Origin of the sequence: Streptococcus macacae NCTC 11558 (genome assembly GCF_000187995.2) — a bacterium.
In the GTDB taxonomy this organism is placed as follows: Bacteria; Bacillota; Bacilli; order Lactobacillales; family Streptococcaceae; genus Streptococcus; species Streptococcus macacae.
On sequence record NZ_AEUW02000001.1, the window covers coordinates 895,611 to 912,996 of the forward strand.

At 39.4% G+C, this 17,386-nt stretch carries 17 protein-coding genes; 2 read left to right on the forward strand and 15 right to left on the reverse strand.

Annotated features, from left to right (window positions below; translation table 11 throughout):
- Positions 1-2 precede the first annotated feature (2 nt).
- From metA to miaA, 10 genes are all read right to left on the reverse strand, one after another.
- A complete protein-coding gene (gene metA / locus STRMA_RS04245; protein WP_003082293.1) occupies positions 3-947 on the reverse strand; it encodes a homoserine O-acetyltransferase MetA in 945 nt (314 codons plus the stop codon).
- A gap of 102 nt (positions 948-1,049) precedes the next feature.
- Positions 1,050-1,568 carry an adenine phosphoribosyltransferase gene (locus STRMA_RS04250; RefSeq protein WP_003079984.1) on the reverse strand — a complete coding sequence of 173 codons (519 nt, stop codon included), beginning with the start codon at positions 1,566-1,568 and terminating at the stop codon, positions 1,050-1,052.
- 675 nt (positions 1,569-2,243) lie between these two features.
- Complete coding sequence (locus STRMA_RS04255) at positions 2,244-2,876, reverse strand: GyrI-like domain-containing protein (protein ID WP_003080260.1); 633 nt, start codon at positions 2,874-2,876, stop codon at positions 2,244-2,246.
- A 193-nt stretch (positions 2,877-3,069) separates the two neighbouring features.
- Positions 3,070-3,969 carry a helix-turn-helix transcriptional regulator gene (locus STRMA_RS04260; RefSeq protein WP_003080476.1) on the reverse strand — a complete coding sequence of 300 codons (900 nt, stop codon included), beginning with the start codon at positions 3,967-3,969 and terminating at the stop codon, positions 3,070-3,072.
- Between the two features lie 394 nt (positions 3,970-4,363).
- A complete protein-coding gene (gene recJ / locus STRMA_RS04265; protein WP_003078804.1) occupies positions 4,364-6,586 on the reverse strand; it encodes a single-stranded-DNA-specific exonuclease RecJ in 2,223 nt (740 codons plus the stop codon).
- Positions 6,583-7,350, reverse strand: a complete 768-nt coding sequence (locus STRMA_RS04270) for an SDR family NAD(P)-dependent oxidoreductase (protein ID WP_003081541.1) — start codon at positions 7,348-7,350, stop codon at positions 6,583-6,585. The genes recJ and STRMA_RS04270 overlap by 4 nt, the downstream gene beginning before the upstream one ends.
- A complete protein-coding gene (gene rnz / locus STRMA_RS04275; protein WP_003081642.1) occupies positions 7,347-8,276 on the reverse strand; it encodes a ribonuclease Z in 930 nt (309 codons plus the stop codon). Before rnz ends, STRMA_RS04270 begins: the two co-directional genes overlap by 4 nt.
- 19 nt (positions 8,277-8,295) lie before the next feature.
- Positions 8,296-8,940, reverse strand: a complete 645-nt coding sequence (locus tag STRMA_RS04280) for a hypothetical protein (protein ID WP_003079793.1) — start codon at positions 8,938-8,940, stop codon at positions 8,296-8,298.
- Positions 8,927-10,177: a GTPase HflX gene (hflX, locus tag STRMA_RS04285; RefSeq protein ID WP_003081648.1), complete on the reverse strand. Its 1,251-nt coding sequence runs from the start codon at positions 10,175-10,177 to the stop codon at positions 8,927-8,929. Before hflX ends, STRMA_RS04280 begins: the two co-directional genes overlap by 14 nt.
- A gap of 263 nt (positions 10,178-10,440) precedes the next feature.
- Positions 10,441-11,328, reverse strand: a complete 888-nt coding sequence (gene miaA, locus STRMA_RS04290) for a tRNA (adenosine(37)-N6)-dimethylallyltransferase MiaA (protein WP_003080026.1) — start codon at positions 11,326-11,328, stop codon at positions 10,441-10,443.
- Positions 11,329-11,401: 73 nt separating this feature from the next.
- Here miaA and STRMA_RS09455 point away from each other — a divergent pair, with 73 nt between their 5' ends.
- Entirely contained in the window at positions 11,402-11,578 is a 177-nt protein-coding gene (locus STRMA_RS09455) for a DUF3042 family protein (RefSeq protein WP_003080749.1), read from the forward strand.
- A gap of 122 nt (positions 11,579-11,700) precedes the next feature.
- Here STRMA_RS09455 and trhO read toward each other — a convergent pair whose 3' ends face one another.
- Positions 11,701-12,684, reverse strand: a complete 984-nt coding sequence (gene trhO, locus STRMA_RS04295; RefSeq protein ID WP_003079670.1) for an oxygen-dependent tRNA uridine(34) hydroxylase TrhO — start codon at positions 12,682-12,684, stop codon at positions 11,701-11,703.
- Positions 12,685-13,135: 451 nt separating this feature from the next.
- Positions 13,136-13,870: a PHP domain-containing protein gene (locus STRMA_RS04300; protein ID WP_003081362.1), complete on the reverse strand. Its 735-nt coding sequence runs from the start codon at positions 13,868-13,870 to the stop codon at positions 13,136-13,138.
- Between the two features lie 169 nt (positions 13,871-14,039).
- Between STRMA_RS04300 and STRMA_RS04305 the strand changes: the two genes are divergently transcribed.
- Complete coding sequence (locus tag STRMA_RS04305) at positions 14,040-15,191, forward strand: cobalamin-independent methionine synthase II family protein (RefSeq protein ID WP_003081989.1); 1,152 nt, start codon at positions 14,040-14,042, stop codon at positions 15,189-15,191.
- A gap of 221 nt (positions 15,192-15,412) precedes the next feature.
- Here the strand turns inward: STRMA_RS04305 and STRMA_RS04310 are convergent, their stop codons facing one another.
- From STRMA_RS04310 to STRMA_RS04320, 3 genes are read right to left on the reverse strand one after another with little or no spacing between them, the layout of a single operon-like run.
- On the reverse strand, positions 15,413-15,769 hold the full coding sequence (locus STRMA_RS04310; RefSeq protein ID WP_003081227.1) for a hypothetical protein: 357 nt from the start codon (positions 15,767-15,769) through the stop codon (positions 15,413-15,415).
- A 31-nt stretch (positions 15,770-15,800) separates the two neighbouring features.
- Positions 15,801-16,184, reverse strand: a complete 384-nt coding sequence (locus tag STRMA_RS04315; protein WP_003078555.1) for a hypothetical protein — start codon at positions 16,182-16,184, stop codon at positions 15,801-15,803.
- Entirely contained in the window at positions 16,166-17,386 is a 1,221-nt protein-coding gene (locus tag STRMA_RS04320; RefSeq protein WP_003081636.1) for a lipase family protein, read from the reverse strand. The genes STRMA_RS04315 and STRMA_RS04320 overlap by 19 nt, the downstream gene beginning before the upstream one ends.

A 17,386-nucleotide genomic window follows, 5' to 3' on the forward strand; every position in this document is an offset into this window, starting at 1 on the left:
CCTTATAAATGACTGTAAAACGAAACATCCTTTTCCAACTCTTCTAAGCGATAAGGTGTTTCCTGATAAACCGCATAGTTAATCCAATTGCTAAAAAATGTTGCTGCTGCTAAATTCCAACACATCTTGGGGACAGCCGCTGTATCATCATTTTGGTAATAATTTTCCGGAATACTAGGATTTTTTCCTGCCTTAAGGTCACGTTTATATTCATTTCCTAACGTATCACGATCGTACTCCAAGTGACCAAAACTATAGACTTCTCTCATATCCCGGCTGGCTAAAATAGATAAACCGACCTTATCTCCACTGGCTAATACTTCAAGATTAGTCTGATTGACAATATCTTTCAGCAGTATTTTGGTATGGCGCGAATGCGGTGAGAGAAAATAATCATCAAAACCGCGCATCAAAGGACTCAGCGGTTCTTTAACCTGCTGCAAATAAATACCGGATAGCTTATCAGCCATTTGAACCTTATCAATCCCGTAACGGTAATAAAGACCAGCCTGCGCTCCCCAGCAAAGATGAAGCGTAGAATAAACATGAGTCCTTGACCACTGAAAGACCTGACATAGCTCTTCCCAGTAATCAACTTCTTCAAAAGGCAGTGTTTCAATAGGAGCACCTGTAATAATAAGACCATCATAGTAATTTTTCTCAATATCTGCAAAGGTCTTATAAAATGTTTTCATGTGCTCAGCCTGCGTATTTTTAGAATGGTGACTAGCCATGTATAAAAAATCCGCTCCTATTTGTAAAGGAGTATTAGCCAAAAGGCGCAAAAGCTGCGTTTCAGTAGCTATTTTGGTCGGCATCAGATTAAGAATCAAAATGCTCATTGGCCTAATATCCTGGTGAGTGGCTCTCTTATTATCCATTACAAAGATATTTTCGGACTGCAAAATATCTACAGCAGGCAATTTTTTATCAAGGGTAATTGGCATGAAAACATCTCCAGTTCTATCTAGTATCTTATATATTATAGAACAGAGAGATATAGGTATCAAATATATATTTTCTTTAGTTAGATATAAATTTAAACTATATCATCCAGGAAAAGTCATCAAAACTTTTGTATCATAATCTTCAATAGCCTGACGCCCATTAAGCCCCTCCAGCTCAATCAAAAAAGCACAGCCAGAAACAATGCCTCCCAGCTTTTCAACCATTTCAATAGTGGCTTTAACTGTCCCTCCTGTTGCCAAAAGATCATCTACGATAAGGACACGCTGACCGGGTTTGATAGCATCTGCATGCATGGTGAGTGTATCAATACCATATTCTTTTTCATAATGAGCTGAAATAACTTTGCGAGGGAGCTTTCCGGGTTTACGAACAGGAGCAAAACCAATACCTAATTCATAAGCAACCGGACAGCCAACAATAAAACCACGCGCTTCTGGACCGACAATCATATCAATCTTTTTATCCGTTGCATATTGGACAATTTCACGAATAGCATAGCTATAAGCATTACCATCAGCCATTAAAGGTGAAATGTCACGAAAAGTAATGCCTTCTTGCGGGTAGTTTTCAATTGAAGCAATATATTTTTTTAAATCCATTTCTTAGATACCTAAAACCTTAAGAAGCCATGGGGGTTAAAAAGCAAAACAGCAGCAAGCCCTGCAAGGAAAGATCATTCTCATTAACCAAATCAATCAAAATGAAATCTTTCAGCCTATGTACTGATAAACCCTTTAAAGCGTCTCCCTTATCTATAGCTAGCAGCTAACTTCCTTAGTTCAGGGTTACTTCCTCTTCCTATAAGGCTTTCGCCAAAAAATATTTTTTACTCTTTATTATAGCATGAAATGTTTGATTAAGAAAATAGAATCCCTAAAAAGAGACAAGGAGTTAGAAAGCAAGCCTTGGTCCTGATTTGGCAGAAATCTCTTTTTGCAGCTCCTTTTTACGCACAGCTGATAATTGTCTTTGACTGTATAATAGCAAAACTGCAGCAGTTAGAGAAATAACTGCTGCAGTTCAAATTTAAATAAGAAAGAAAGAGCTAATGTTATACCATCACGCTATTTGATTTGTTTTCTTCCATTTTCGAATTTTAATCCTAAAAGCGGTAAAAGGTGCATCAGTATTGATATGGTTAAATTTAGCAACTTCTCATACTGCTGTCTTAGCAGCAGCATCTGCCCACTGTCTTTTAGTAGGGCTTAAACAATTCCTTTTCAGACATGGATGCTGTCATGCAGCAGACAGCTCTTCTTTTGATTGGTATTGCTTCATCTTTCTTCCACCTGATATCTTAAAATAGTTTTTAATTTATCCTTAGCTGTTCGCGCAGCATTGCTGAGATAGATTTCCCGATGAATTTTTGATGAGCGCCTGAGGCCTTTTTTCTGTGCAAAAGCATCTAATTTTGCAAAGCTCTCTGGCTCATCATCGTAAGAGCCAATATGCAAGATTTGTATGCTTTTTCCATCCCTGATACTTTCAAAGTCAATCTCGTCATATAAAGGGTTAGGTTTTTTGATTTTAACATTTTCTAAAGCTTGCGCCACCATTTCTTTTGTGATGAAATCAGGCTGGCCGATCATAATTGTATAAGAAAGTTTATCTTTTTCCAAAGCTTCTTGACTGCCTGCTTCATTTTGCTGCCAGAGACCTTCTAAAGGATAGACCGTAAAATCTGTCATTGCCTGCTCCTCTTTAACTTCTTTCATAGCTTGCTTGTAGTTCATTTTGATACCATAAGCCAAGGCATAAAGAGCGCCTATACGTTTAGAAAAGTCTTCATCATTAGGATCGCCTTGTCCCTTGATTGTAATGAATTGCTGCTCTTTAACATCAAGAAGAACAGCTTTTGTTTTTACGCCATATAAGTCTTTTTCAAGTTTACGCCATTCGTATTTCATCGTATTTCTCCTTTTCCTTTTTCGAACTCTCTGCAAAGTTAAACAAACTTAGCTAGCAAGTTTAGAACCTTTAAAATAATGTCTTTTCACCTTATCAAAGAGATAAAATAGTTAGTTTTAAAACCATCAGCAGACTCCTCCTTAATCTTTTATTGACATAATTAGTGTAGCAAATAAAAGTGGACAGCGTTTGTCAGCTTTTATATCGTTTTAATATTTTTCCTAATTTTTCTGTGATTCTTTGACGGATAAAGGCTGGCTCTAAAACTTCTACAGCATCACCAAACGATAAAATATAGCTGTCTAAAAGAGCACTATCTGGAATATCTAATTCTGCATATAAATCACCTTCAGTATCTGTTTTAACTTCTAAAAATTCATCGTAAACACGAAAGGCCAGCTTTCGATCAAATTTCAAGGACAAATGAACTGTTGGTGGAAGGTTTAATTTCTTTTCAATGACAAGATCTGAAAAGTCATCTTCAAAAGTCTCTTCTGCCAGCTTTAGTTTTTTTAAACGTGATAGTTTGAAAAAACGAAAATCTTGTCTCAAGAGACAATAAGCATATAAATACCAGTTTTGACCTTTAAAAACGAGACGGACAGGTTTGGCTTTACGCTGAGTCATTTTCTCTTGGCTGCTAAAATAGCAAAAAGAAATAACCTGTTTGCAGCAGATAGCTTCTTTTAAGCTGTCAAATAATTCCTGCTCTTTATTTTGAGACTGCCAGGTGTTAAAATCCACCTCAATCCAATTAGGATTTCTCATTTGAAAAAGAGCTGATAATTTGATCATCAGCTGCTGAGTATAGTGAAAACCATTAACAGAAGCCAAACCTTGCAAACTCTGTAAAATTTGCTGTTTTTCCTCCTGCGATAGTAAAGATTTTGAAAGGATAAAATTTTTATCCAGTTCTATACCGCCATTTCTGCCTGGGCTAGCATAAATGGGAATACCAGCAGCGCTCAATGCATCCACATCACGATAAATGGTCCGGACAGAGACCTCAAATTGCTGTGCGAGATCACCTGCCCTTATCTTTCCTTTTTCCAATAACTGATAAATCATTCGAAATAATCTACTTTCTTGCAAGGCTTGACAACTCCTCCTTTTGAATCATTATAACATAGCTTTATCACACTCAAAATAACAGCTAGATTTTAAAAGACCAATCATTAAGCGTAAAGATAAGCTGATGGATGAGTAAAAAGAAATAGAGGTATTTATGACGGCAAAGTAAACCCTAAAAATCATGAACACGGCGGCAGGAGCTATCTTTGCTGTAAAAAAGTATTTAAAAAAACGACAGCTCAGTCTCTTTGGATGAGAAAACAAGCTGTCGTTTATTTGTGTTATCACTTTTTGAAATAACGTATACTCTTTGAAAATCTCTTCAAACTAGCTAGGTCAGTGTTACTTTTTTGCTGTACCTTAGCACTGCCTGCGGCTATTCCTTATTTGCTTTTTGATTGTCATTGAGTATTCATTAATGTTTTTTTCTGTCTCCTTGATCTGTTAAAAAATGATAAATTTCCTGTGGTGTTCCTAGTGCCATCAGTTCCTGAAACTTGACTAATTTTTTCAGGTCTTGATAAATATGGCTTTCTGATATATCGCGTTTTTTGGCAGCTTTATTAACTGTCATAACCCCATCTTCAATGGAGACAAAGTTTAGTTCGTCAAAAATCTGAATCATTTTAATCAGCAGAATTTCAGGTATTTGTAAATACTGACTGAGTTCTTTTAGTTTATAACGCACATCAAACTGAGGATACTGACAGACCGTTTTATAGAGTTTTGCGAACTGCTCGTGAGTACCGTAGCCTGTTAAATAGTACTGGTTTTTAATCGTATTTTTAAAATAAATAGCTTCAAAATCACGATTTTTAAACAGGGCCAGGAGTTCTTCTGCCTGTTCTGGAATTTCAGATAAAATGACTGCTTTACTGTCTGTTTCTGCACTCAAGAGAGGGACACCTTCTGGCAAAGAACTGCTGCGAGCTCGGATATCAATCAGCTGAATGCCTTCAACACGCGCATCAATTAAGATCAGCTGCAAACTTGTATTGCCATTCCAGCGATTGACAGATAAAGTCACCGCCAGCTCCAAATGCTGAGCCTGCTGAAATTCTGCTGCAAGACTTCCCTTATGAAAGGCCAAAAGATCAAATTCAGCTTTTTCCTGAGCTATTTTTAACTTAAGGTGTGCACCGTTTTGTCCCATAGTTCTAGCCTGTTTAACAGTAACATTTTTCAAAAAAAAGACTGGCTTTTTATTATCCATCCCAAAAGGAGACAGCTTTTCTAAATCTTTAAGCCTATCTAAATTAAGTTCTGGCAAAAAAAGCTCTTCATCCATTACTAAAGTGGGCTTCTGCGATAGATCAATCCCATGGGCTTGAACATAGTGATCTAAAATACTTGACAGTTCTGCTAACTTTTCAGTTTTCAGAGTCATCCCCGCAGCTCCAGCATGGCCGCCAAAAGCGGTAAAAAGCTCTTCTCTGTGTTCATTGAGGGCTTCAAAGATATTAACCGACTCTGGACTGCGTGCACTGCCTTTAGCCAAGCCATTCTCAATGTTAAGGACAATAACGGGTTGGCAGACTTCTTCCATGATCCGTCCGGCAACGATTCCTAAAACGCCTGCATGCCAGCCTTCTTTGGCTAAGACTTGAGCAGGTTTTTCTAGATCAACCATAGCCATTGCCTCATCAAAGATCGTCTGTACAATAACCTTTCGCTCTTCATTTTTTTCATTGATCATGGCTGCGATTTTATGAGCTTCTTCATCATCAAAGCCGGTCAGCAATTCAATAGCAGGATTGGGATCATCCAAACGGCCCAGGGCATTAAGCTGAGGAGCTAATTTAAAAGCGATAGTTTCTTCATCAATACTATCCCAATCAACACCTGCAGCTTCCAGCAATTCCTGCAGTCCTATGCGTTCTGTCTGTTTTAAAATTTCAAGGCCGAACTTGACCATGACACGGTTCTCATCGGTCAGTGATACCATATCCGCAATCGTACCAATGGCTACTAAATCCAGCATCTCTGTCGGGACAGACTCCAGCAGAGCACAGGCTAATTTGAAAGCTACTCCGCAGCCAGCCAAAAATGGGAAGGGGTAAGAAGCCTTAGGATGTTCAGGATGTATAAGAGCATAAGCTTGAGGCAGTTCAGCAGGCATACTGTGATGGTCTGTAACAATGACATCAACTCCCTCTTTCTGAGCATAAGCAATAGCTTCTTTTCCGGCAACACCATTATCCACCGTAATAATTAACGATACATGCTGCTGTTCAATAAAGTATTGATAAATACTTTGATTGGGACCATAGCCGTCAGTAAAACGATTAGGCAGATAAACACTTACTTGCGCTCCTAATATTTCAAGAGCTTCCTTAGCAATAGCTCCTGAAGTCATGCCATCTGCATCATAATCACCATAGATGAGAATATGTTCCTCGTTTTCAATAGCCCTGCGAATCCGATCAACAGCCTTTTGCATGTCATTTAAAAGAAAGGGATCATGAAGCATGGATAGCTGAGGGTTTAAAAACGCTTCGACATCCTTACTTGTTTTAATACCTCTTTTATACAAAATCTTAGCAGCGGCCGCATGGAGTCCTGCTTTTTCAGTCCTCTCAAAAAAGCCATCATCCGGCTTTTCTTGATTTATTTTCCAATTAAATTTGGAAGTGATCATTTATAATTAAATACCTTTCTGGCTAAAAAATCAGATAATTTTGGAAAAAGCACATAAGCTTTATAAGCTGCTTTTAAGGTAAAAGGCATATTTAATTCACGCTTATTTTTTCCCAAAATTCTCAGAATGCGTCTGGCAACATCTCCAGGCTGCATGGTAAATTCTTCCACACTTTTAAGATATTCACCGCTAGGATCTGCCTGATTAAAGAATTTGGTAGCAATCGGTCCTGGATTTACAGTTGTCACATAAACATGGCGGTCTGCTAATTCTAAACGCAGAGCATTCGAAAAACCAATAACAGCAAATTTAGTTGCCGAATAAATCGTTGATTTGCTGGTGGCTATAAGTCCTGCTATACTGGCTATATTAATAATATGCCCAGCTTGATCTTTAGCCATTCTTTGCCCTATTAAACGTGAAAATTGGATAGTTGCCAATGTATTAACATCAAACATCGAACGAATCATATCATCTGTATATTGATTAAAGTCTTTGAACTCGCCAAAGCCGGCATTATTGATCAAAATATCAACGCCACCGTACTCTTCATAGATTTTATCAACAATAGAATGAACAGCTTTATCATTTGTAATATCAATTTGATAGCATACTTTTTTCTCACGTCTAACATAGAGCTCTTCAAGCTTTTCTTTGCTGCGGCCCAATAAAATCAGTTGATCCTTTTGAGGCAGCCTTTTGATAAGCTCCTCAGCCAGGCCACCTGACGCTCCTGTTATGACAATAATACGTTCATCTTTCATATCGTTATTTCTTCTAAGTCTCTGACAACATGGACATTTTGGAAAATGTCTTGGGCATCATTTCGCATCTTGCTGATATCGCGCGATAAGAAACGTGCACTGACATGATTTAATAGGAGTTTCTTGGCAGAAGCTAGCTTAGCGACCTGCGCTGCCTCCATATTAGTTGAGTGCCCATGACGCCTGGCTATTTTCTCATCTCCCTTGCCATAGGTTGATTCATGAACAAGTACATCGGCTCCTAAAGCCAGACGAACACTGGCATCTGTCTTTCTTGTATCCCCTAAGATGGTGATCACTTTGCCCTTTTTAGGAGCAGAAAGGTAATCTTTGGCAATAATTTCAGTGCCGTTATCTAAGATAACATTCTGTCCGTTTTTAATTTTACCAAAAAGCGGTCCAAAAGGCACACCTGCTGTTTTTAATTTTTCAGCATCCAAGGTACCTTCTAAATCTTTTTGCACAACACGGTATCCTACACAGAAAATCGTATGATCCAGCTTTTCAGCATAAACGGTAAACTTATCCGTTTCAAGAATTTTTCCCAAATGCTTTTCATTAAATTCATGAAAATAAATAGGATAAGGCAAGTGGGCTCTTGAGGCCTTCAAACAAGCCATAACCAGAGCCTTAATACCAACTGGTCCGTAAATCTCAAGGTCCGTCTGCTCTTCATTGGCCTGAAAAGCACGGCTGGATAAAAAACCTGGCAGACCAAAAACATGATCGCCATGCAGGTGCGTGATGAAAATTTTCCGAATCTTCCGCGGTTTAATGGTCGTTTCTAAAATCTGGCGCTGAGTTCCTTCCCCGCAGTCAAACATCCAAACCTCATTGATTTCATCCAAAAGCTTTAAAACAAGGCTTGAAACATTTCTAGCTTTAGCTGGCTGACCTGCGCTCGTTCCTAAAAATTGTAATTCCATACTTCCTGATACTTTCTTTCTATACTGGTTCGTCTTCTTTTATGTAAAGCACTGCTTGATTTTGCTCATAACTATAGTACCTTTGGCCTTGATAATCTTGGGCCAATTCAAGCAAGTCTTCTTGATTAAAGCTTGTTAGTTTAAGCCATTCTTTATTTAGTCTGACAGCTTCACTAAGCAAGCTGTCTGAAACAGCTATTGTTTCTAATTGACTTTCATCAAAAGTTAGTTTAGCCATTTTAATAACCTGATTTTCAAGAAAAATTTTATACTGCGGAAAAATCTGTGCTAACTCAAATAAAAGGCTGTCTGAGACAGCGTCTTTTTCTTCACTGAAAACCTGAGCTTTTTCTTGATCGTTTTCATAGGCAAAACCGTAGGCTTTTCCCGACAAATTGAGCCTGACAAATGGTTTTTGCTCATCAAAAGAAGGCTCCTTTGTTAACAGCTGCAGATGCTGCGATAAGTCAAAATAATAATCAGTCGCTGCCTGGGGAGAATCTTTTTGATAGAGTTCTGCAAAATAGGCATTGATCACACTTGGCGGCGGTGTAATAAAGATCAGCTTGTCAGCATCCGGCAAATCTGCTAATTTATTTTTTAAATAGACTTTATCTAAGCTTGTAAAACCACCGTATTTAAGGGCTAAATCAATATAATGCATTGTAAAATTCTTCCAGTTTCCATTTGTTTTTTTCTGAGACATATCCTTCAATCTGGTCAATCTCTTTATTAGCCCCATAAGAATTTAGCAAAGCTATCTTATTTAATTCATAAAGCTTATAGCGATTCTTTTGAGATACTTTAACTTTAAAAGGAATAAAAAGCTTTTTAATCACTTGCAATAGCTGCTTTCTCAGCTCTATGGCAGCATCTGCTGATTTGGCTGATAAGCAAACATGGGGAAAGTGATTGGCAATAAAGCCCTTATCTACCTTATCCATCTTATTATAAACTGTCAGACGAGGCAGGTCTGCCATCTTGAGATCTTTCAAAAGGTTAAAAACAACTTTTTCATGGTCTTCATAGTAAGGATCACTGGCATCAACCACATGCAGCAGTAAGTCCACATGCCTGCTTTCTTCCAGAGTGGATGCAAAAGCAGCTATGAGTTCTGTCGGCAAATCTTGGATAAAGCCGACCGTGTCCGTCAAAGTCGCTTGAAAATGATCTTTTAAATAAACCTGCTTGGTTCTGGCATCAAGGGTAGCAAAAAGAGCATCAGCTTCGTATTGATAGGTTTGCGTCAAAAGGTTCATAATCGTTGACTTGCCTGCATTAGTATAGCCTATCAGTCCTATTTTAAAAACCTGTGAGGAAAGGCGTTTATTTCGGACTGTCTCATGATTTTTAGTGACTGTCCTAAGCTCTTTTTTAATATCAGAAATTTGTTTGTGTATCCTGCGCCGATCCAGCTCCAGCTGACTTTCACCAGGTCCGCGGCTGCCAATACCGCCAGCCTGACGGCTAAGCATGATCCCCTGACCGCTCAACCGCGGCAGCAGATATTCTAACTGGGCTAAATGAACCTGCAGCTTTCCTTCGCGGCTGTGTGCCCTAAGAGCAAAAATATCCAGAATAAGCTGCATCCGATCAATAACTTTGATGCCTAATTCGGCTTCTAAATTGCTATTTTGCCGAGGAGTTAAGCGGTTATTGACAACCATTGTATCAATCTCTTCTGTTTGAATAACCCTTTTTAGTTCTGCTAGCTTTCCAGAACCAACAAAGGTTTGGCTGTCATATCTATCTTTTTTTTGAGTATAAGAATGAACGATATCAGCTCCTGCTGTTTGGGCTAATCGAGCCAATTCTTGCATGGACAAGCTGAAATTTTCACTTTCTTGAAGCTCTACTCCAAGCAAAATAAGGCGCTCTTGCTTCTGTCTTGTCTCAAACATTATTGGCCTCCTTTTCTATCGCTCATTTCTTGAGATTTCTCTTTTTATTATAGCATAGAGAAGCTGAAAAAAGCGAAAAGCAAAATCGTTTTTTTACACTTTTAATAATTGTGATAATGGTTTGAAAATGAAAAGCCATAAAAGTTCCTCAAAACCAAAATAATACTAGCAGTCACAAAAATGCACTGCCTTTTAAGCGGATGATATAAAATCCAGCTCAAAAAACAGTACACAAGTCCATGCTATTTAAGATTCTGATTTTCTCAATTTTTCTGAATAAAACGCTCAACAGTTTTAAAGATCTTTTCTTGCCAGTCTGGATCGGTCAGGAAATAAAAATCAACTTTCATACGGTTCTTAAACCAGGTTAACTGGCGTTTGGCATAACGTCTGCTGTTTTGCTTGACTTTTGCTACTGCAGTTTCTAGGTTCATCTCTCCTGAAAAATAAGGAAAGAATTCTTTATAGCCAATTCCCTTGGTTGCTTGAGCATCAGGATAATGCTGGTACAGCATTCTAGCTTCTTCCAGCAAACCTGATAGCATCATATTGTCAACACGAGCATTAATCCTCTCATAAAGCTTCTGACGGTCATCATTAAGACCAAGCAGCAGCACTTCATAAGCTCTTTTTTGGTTTTTGGCTCCCTGGCTGAAACGATAGAGTTCTAAAGATCGGACAGCACGGCGGCGGTTAAGCTGATCACTCGTCATATTTTTATCTTTGAGCAAGTCAAACAGCTCCTTATCTGACAATTCCTCCAAACTCTTACGATAGGCCAGTACGGCTTCATGATTGACCTGACCGCCTAGATGATAGCCTTCTAATAAACTTTGAAGATAAAGTCCTGTTCCACCGACAATAATCGGCAAGTGTCCACGATCCTGAATCGTCTGAATGGCCTTTGCTGCTTCCTGGACAAAATCAAAAGCGGAATAGTTTTCATTGATATCTCTAACATCAATTAAATGATGCGGTGCTGCTGCCTGTTCAGCTGCTGTTGCTTTGGCTGTACCGATATTTAATTTTCGATAAACCTGCTGACTGTCACCGCTAATAATTTCACCCTTATATTTTTGGGCCAATTTAATTCCCAAGGCTGTTTTTCCAACTGCTGTCGGACCCAAAATGACAATTATTTTTGTTTTCATACGTTTTTTCCTTGAAAAAAATATCATTTTTTTAGATAATAGAACCATTATAACATATAAAGGAGTCCTCATTATGACTAAGAAACATTCATTTGCTAAAGGTGTTGCAACAGGTGTTATTGGTGCTGCTGCAACTGTTGCAGGAGCAGTATATGCTGTTAAAAAAACGATTATTGATCCAGAAGAAAAAAAAGCAGCATTTATTGAAGAAAACCGTAAAAAAGCTGCACGTAAACGCGTCACACGTTAGTCACTATATAGCATAAAAAAATGAGCTTGGAACAAAAATAGTTCCAAGCTCATTTTTTATTGAGACTGAGACTTGCTGAAAAATCGAAGACTTGGTCTGACCAATTTTTGTCTTACTCCCTTTTATAAAATAGGTTCTGGCAGTTCTTCTTCGATAGCTGCTAAGCGTTTAGCAACTTGTTCACGCGTCAGGTTATGTTCTTTAACATAACGATTGCGCGGATGAACACGGCATTCATACGAGCAGCCGCGGAGATACTTGTCTTCATTTTCCTTAGATGTGAGTATTTGCCGATTGCAAAAAGGATTTCCGCAGTTGACATAACGTTCACAAGGACTTCCATCAAACCAGTCTTTACCGACAATTCTAGGATCTGTATGATTGATATCAACAGCTATACGTTCATCAAAAACATACATCTTACCATCCCAGAGTTCGCCTTGAACTTCTGGGTCCTTGCCGTAAGTTACGATGCCGCCATGAAGCTGACCAACATCTTTATAGCCTTCCCTTACCATCCAGCCTGAAAATTTCTCACAGCGGACACCGCCTGTGCAGTAGACAACCACACGCTTATCCATAAATTTTTCCTTGTTGCTGCGAACCCACTGGGGCAGTTCTCGAAAGTTGCGAATATCCGGGCGAATAGCACCGCGGAAATGCCCTAAATCGTATTCATAATCATTGCGGGTATCAAGCACGACTGTATCATCATCTAAAAGCGCCTCTTTAAATTCCTGAGGCGATAGATAAGCGCCTGTTGTCTTTAGAGGATCAATGTCTTGATCAAAATGATTATCCTCAAGACCCAGATGGACGATTTCTTTTTTGTAGCGCACAAACATCTTTTTAAAAGCATTGTGATTTTCTTCATCAATCTTAAACCAAAGATCGCTAAATAAAGGATTAGCATGGACATAATCCATATATTTTTGTGTTGTCTCATAATCGCCAGAGACGGTTCCATTGATCCCTTCATCTGCAATCAAAATGCGGCCTTTAAGACCAATAGACTTGCAAAAAGCTAAATGCTCAGCTGCATAAGCTTGGGCATTTTCAATAGGGACATATTTATAGTAGAGTAAAACTCTGATAGCATTTGACATCGCATTCTCCTTTTAATCTTTACAAGAGCTTGAGATAAGAAATAGTTCCAAGCTCTTATGTGCAGCAGTGATATCATAAGAGAGCGGGGCAAAGCGGTTTCTGTTGAATCACATTTTTTGCCCCACTCTTATTATTATCCCATGAAATCAAAAGAATCACAAAAATTTGGATTTATTTTTTACAGTAAGCAGGATTGAAAAATGCGGAGGGGAAAGTCAAAACAGTCCTGCGGACTGTTTTGAGTCAGCAACTAGAAACGAAGACCTGCTGAAAAATCACATTCTTTGAATTATTGATTGTCTGTCCCAGTCTCAGGCAAATTGAAAGCCTTTCGGCTTTCCATTTAGCCATGAAAGCATAGGTTTGCTGGCGTGCCGAACCGCATAAGGCTAACTGCCAGCAGGAATCCTCTTTATAAACAAAACACTATTAAGCAAGCCGCCCTTACTTTTAGATGATCTCCCCATCTTCAATCTCATATTCATCCAAAATGGTTTGGATTTTATCAAACGCCAAGCGGAAGTGCTCCAGTTTGTGGCCGTCGGAGCCGACGGAGTATTTGCGGCAGCCAAGCTCTTTGACTAGGCCTAAAGCATAGCGATAGAGATGCTCGTGGTGATAGAGATACATGGATTTACTGTTGAGCTCAAAAGCTAGGCCATAGTCAATCATCTTTTGAAAAATACGGCGCAGCTGAGGCTCATAAGCCTTCAATTCTTCTACAGTCAGATCAAAGAGCCGAAAGCCATAGTCAAAATGAGCTAAAACATCAGCTTCCACGCGCCCAATAGCATATTCTAACTTATCCAGATATTCCTGAATAATAGTTTCTTTATCCATATTAGCGACTTCATCATCCAGATAATCATTAAAGCCATTGTGATGAAGGGAAAGGAGCTTTAAGTCATAATCCTTATCTGCCAGAAAGCTGATAATATCAGCTTCTCTAGGCTGATAATAGCCAATTTCAATGCCGCGTTTGATACGGTTGCCGTACGTTTGGTTAAGCTCTGCTATTTCTTTAGAATAAGCTTCATAATCAGGCACATCATCCTGTTTAGTGTAAGGATTTGATAAGTCGTAATGCTCTGTCGTTATAATATCTCCCTCATAGTGATCAAGGTAATCTTTAAAATCAGCTCTTGAATCATAAGAAAAATGAGTATGTAAATGGTTGTCGCGCATGCTTTTCTCCTTACTGTTTCTTTCTATTTTAGCAGATTGCCTTCAAAAAAGAAATTATCGCAAAAACAGCTATAGTTTGAAACTATATCATTCTCCTTAAAATGACTATTTCTCAAAAGCGCTTAGCTTGTGTACAATAAAAGTAAGAAATTTAGAAAGAGGCTTTTATATGACACAATCAAAATTCCAGCTTGTCGGCTCCCTGCTTCGCCCGGCTAATCTACTGGATTATAAGAACAAAATTGAACATCGTGATGACATTCACTATCCCTTTTATGATAGCTTCCCTGGCTATCATGAAACCGAGACAGCAGAGATTAAAAAAGTGATCGCTGATGAAAAGGCCAACGGTATTGATATTCTAACAGACGGTGAATACTCTAAGTCTATGTGGCATTTAGATTTCGTTTGGGGCCTTAAAGGTATTGAACGCTATATTGCAGACCATGGTTACACTTTTAAAGACCATGACGGCGGACAGTATGAGACTCGCAAAGACATAGGTATCCGTATCACGGAACCTCTTTCAGGTAAAAATCATCATTTCTTAGACATCTACAAATTGCTCAAGGAAGAGGCTGACGGCATGCAAACCAAATTGACCATTTGGGGTCCTGCTCATGCCTACACTGAATTGGCTATCTTTGATGGGCTGGCTGGTGATGACCAGGTTTATAAAACCAATGAAGACTTAAAGGCGGGTCTCATCAAGGCTTATAAAGAATTTTTGACAGAATATAAGGAAGCCGGCGGTGAGATTATCCAGTTTGACGACTGCCTCTGGGAACTTTTTGACCAATCCAATCCTGCCTCATTTTTTACTGATGGCAATGCTGCACTGGCGGATTTAGCTGACCAATTCATTGCGATTAATAATGAAGTTGCTGATTACGGACATCACTTAGGACTGAAAGTTTGGACACACAACTGCCGCGGAAATTATGAAAGCCGGTCTGCCTCAGGCGGAACTTATGAAGCGATTGCGGAAAAATTCCTACGTGACCAGCACTATGACCGCTTTTTCTTAGAATGGGACAGTGATGTATCGGGTGATTTGAAAGCTCTTGCTTCCCTTAAAGATAAGGAGGCCCAAGTGGTCCTTGGACTTCTCTCTAGTAAGACAACAGAGCTGGATGATGAAGAACGTGTCCTTGCTTTATTAGAAGAAGCTAGTACAATTCTTCCTAAAGAACGTCTGCTGCTGTCACATCAATGCGGTTTTGCTTCTTGTGATTCAGGCAATGAACTGGCTATCCCGCAGCAATGGGCCAAAATCAAACAAGGTCAAGAAATCGCTAAAAAGTTTTGGGGTAATTCCTAAGCAGTCATAAAGACATGAAGGCAAATATTTTTTAGACAGTTCCTTATCACTAGACTGTTAAATACTAACATATTAACTAGCAGCCTGATTTCGGATTATAAAGAAATCAGGTTTTTTTGTATGCTCTTTTTTGATCATATGCCAAAAAAACAGAAAGTGCTATTAACTTCCTGTTTTATTCCACAATTTTAGTCTGCTTGATAAATGATTGAAAAGAGCTTTTATTTTTTATCTGCCGCTAAATCATCATAAGCAGAAGCCTTATCCTTGATGGCTTGATTGATGGCCTTGGAAAACTGGCCTTTAATATCACTATCTAGCTTTCCGCCAATCGTCTTTAGGCTGGACTTCGTCTCAGAAGCAATGCGGCTGATCGCCTTATCGTACTTATCGACCAGCTCCTTGCGCTTGGTCTTTTGAGCAGCAGCGCAGGCTCTAATAATCCCCTTTTCATATTCCTTTTCAGCTGCTTCTGTATCGCCGGATAAAGCGTCGCCAACAGCTTTTCCTAGGTTGGTGCGTGCCGCACCGCCTACTGTTTCTTTAATACCATTCCAAGCATCCGCAAATGCTCCCATTTATTGTCCTCTTCTTTCTTTTTTCAATTGTTTACGATAATTTCCTTCGTTCACTGTAAGCTGCTTCCAGCTTATCACTGACCCTACTGTAGGTCTTTTTGTAAGCTGTATCCAGTTCTTCAAACTGTTCGCTATAATAATTGAAAACATCAATAAAAGCATTTTGAACTCGGATATTAATGTCTGTTACTGTATCTGTAAAAGGTCTTTCATCTTCCACTTCTAAGTTCCTAAAATCGGCCATAGCTTCTTCGTATTTAATGTCAGTCATAGCATTAAAATAATGAAGCCGTTCCTCATAGGACATCCGTTCTTCTTCCAATTGGTTTTTGATCCTCCGGTAATCCTCATCCAGAATTTCAATTTCCAGTTCATATTCCTGCACTTTGGCTTGTGCTACATCCCATGCGTCCATCCTGAAATCTCTCCTCCTAAAGTATTATCCTTAGCAACTAGGTCCTGCATTCCCCTTTCAATATGACTGCTTAGAGCAGTGAAATTGTCAGATAAGGCGGAAGCCTTGGCTGTTTTCTGGTCAAAATGTTCCTTGACCTGGGTCACCATGTAATCATAAGTAAGGCCTTCTTCTGCATAAATCGCCAAGATCTCCTCATCAGTCAGCTTATTAACCGAGGCTGGGCGCTTGCTGGTCAGGCTCTTGTAGAGTTCATCAGCTGCTTCGTTAGCAGCACGGACCTGACCTTTGATGCTGTCATAACCGATTTGGGCAGTGCTTCCTAATCCTTTGGCTACAGTGCTTGCGGACAGATAGTCCAAGTAAATCTTCTCATGGCCAGAATAGCCGCCTGCACCTAACTTGGACTTCATGGCCTTAAAGCTATGGTTCATATAAGCAGAGACCTTGCCCTCTACAGTATCATAGACATGGCCAAGGTCCGCCATATTATTGGCCTTATCCACTAGATTGCCCTTCTTATCAAACTTCCAATTACTGAGAGAATGGTCGGCTGACAGGCCGCTTTTGTTGGCCATATCGACATAAATAGCACTGCCTGTTTCATTGCCTGTGATATTCCCTATCATATCATTGGGATTGCGGTAATTGCGAAACTGCCGCTTGTGCTTTTTCATGTAGGCAATTTCTTTGCTTGAAAGCATACTGTGAATATCGGGGCCATTGTAAGTGGTACTGTGATACTTGCGCTTTAAAGCCACATACATAGAAAGAGAGCCTCCGAGAGAGTGGCCGGTTGTTGTGAGTTTGGCCTTAGGATAGGCCTTCTCAATCTTCTTGGCAAAGGCTTTGGCCGTCTTAAACTGAGAATCGACTGTCGGGCCAGTAGGGGAAGAACCGCGTTTCTTCAACTCATCACGGCCATGGCCGATTGACTGTACATCAGTCGCAATATCATCAGGATCAGATCTGTTCGTTCCAGCGTAGGCAATGACCACTTGGCTGGTATCCACATTACCCTTCTTATCTACTGGCGCCACCGCCATGGCCTGCATGCCGTTGGAGGTGTTGTTTTCAGTTTTGAGGACTTGGTATTGGTTATTTAAAATTTTTTGTCCATCTTTAACTGGATTTTGCACCTTATTAGGATCAACATCATACACACGGTCGGCAACTCTTTTGTAATCTTTATCTGTTACCAT